The following is a 725-nucleotide window of genomic DNA, read 5'->3' as shown; positions in this document are numbered from 1 at the left end:
TTAGCACGTCCTTCATCGCCTCTGACTGCCAGGGCATCCACCGTGTACGCTTAGTCGCTTAACCTCACAACCCACAGGCGTTTTTCAGCGCTGCGTGTTGCAAGCATTTGAGAGACTCGAACATGTCGTGGCTTTCATTCTTATTACGGAGAATGAAAACGACATGTCGTTTCAATTTTCAGCTTGTTCCGGATTGTTAAAGAGCATAATACTTCGCAGCACACCGTTGCCGGTACGCTCTGAAGTATTTTTTCAGAAAAAACAGTTAAACGGTATGGTGGAGCTAAGCGGGATCGAACCGCTGACCTCCTGCGTGCAAGGCAGGCGCTCTCCCAGCTGAGCTATAGCCCCATACAGTTACTGCAGAGACCACTACTACCACTCAACCGAGTACATTCCGTAAGAAATGCAATTCGTGCTCAGGCAAGGCATGTTTTCGCGCAGCATAGTGAACTATGCGAGCCGGAAACATAACGCAGCATGAGTGCGAATTTGGTAGGCCTGAGTGGACTTGAACCACCGACCTCACCCTTATCAGGGGTGCGCTCTAACCACCTGAGCTACAAGCCTGTAGAGGTTTTTTCTGCTCGTTACTTTTTATCAGACAATCTGTGTGGACACTGCGCCGGAAGGTATCTTCAGGTAAGGAGGTGATCCAACCGCAGGTTCCCCTACGGTTACCTTGTTACGACTTCACCCCAGTCATGAATCACAAAGTGGTAAGC

2 tRNA genes and 1 rRNA gene are annotated in these 725 nt (G+C 49.7%); all 3 read right to left on the bottom strand.

What is annotated here, in order from left to right:
- Window positions 1-275 precede the first annotated feature (275 nt).
- A tRNA-Ala gene (locus AABB92_RS23330) sits at window positions 276-351 on the bottom strand.
- 142 nt (window positions 352-493) lie between these two features.
- Window positions 494-570: transfer RNA gene (locus AABB92_RS23325), tRNA-Ile, on the bottom strand.
- 73 nt (window positions 571-643) lie between these two features.
- Window positions 644-725 (bottom strand): 16S ribosomal RNA (locus tag AABB92_RS23320); the annotation flags it as partial.

Source organism: Pantoea brenneri, assembly GCF_038594305.1.
Classification (GTDB): domain Bacteria; phylum Pseudomonadota; class Gammaproteobacteria; order Enterobacterales; family Enterobacteriaceae; genus Pantoea; species Pantoea brenneri.
The sequence above is the reverse complement of the archived record's forward strand: the minus strand, read 5'-3'. Positions and strand labels throughout refer to the sequence as shown.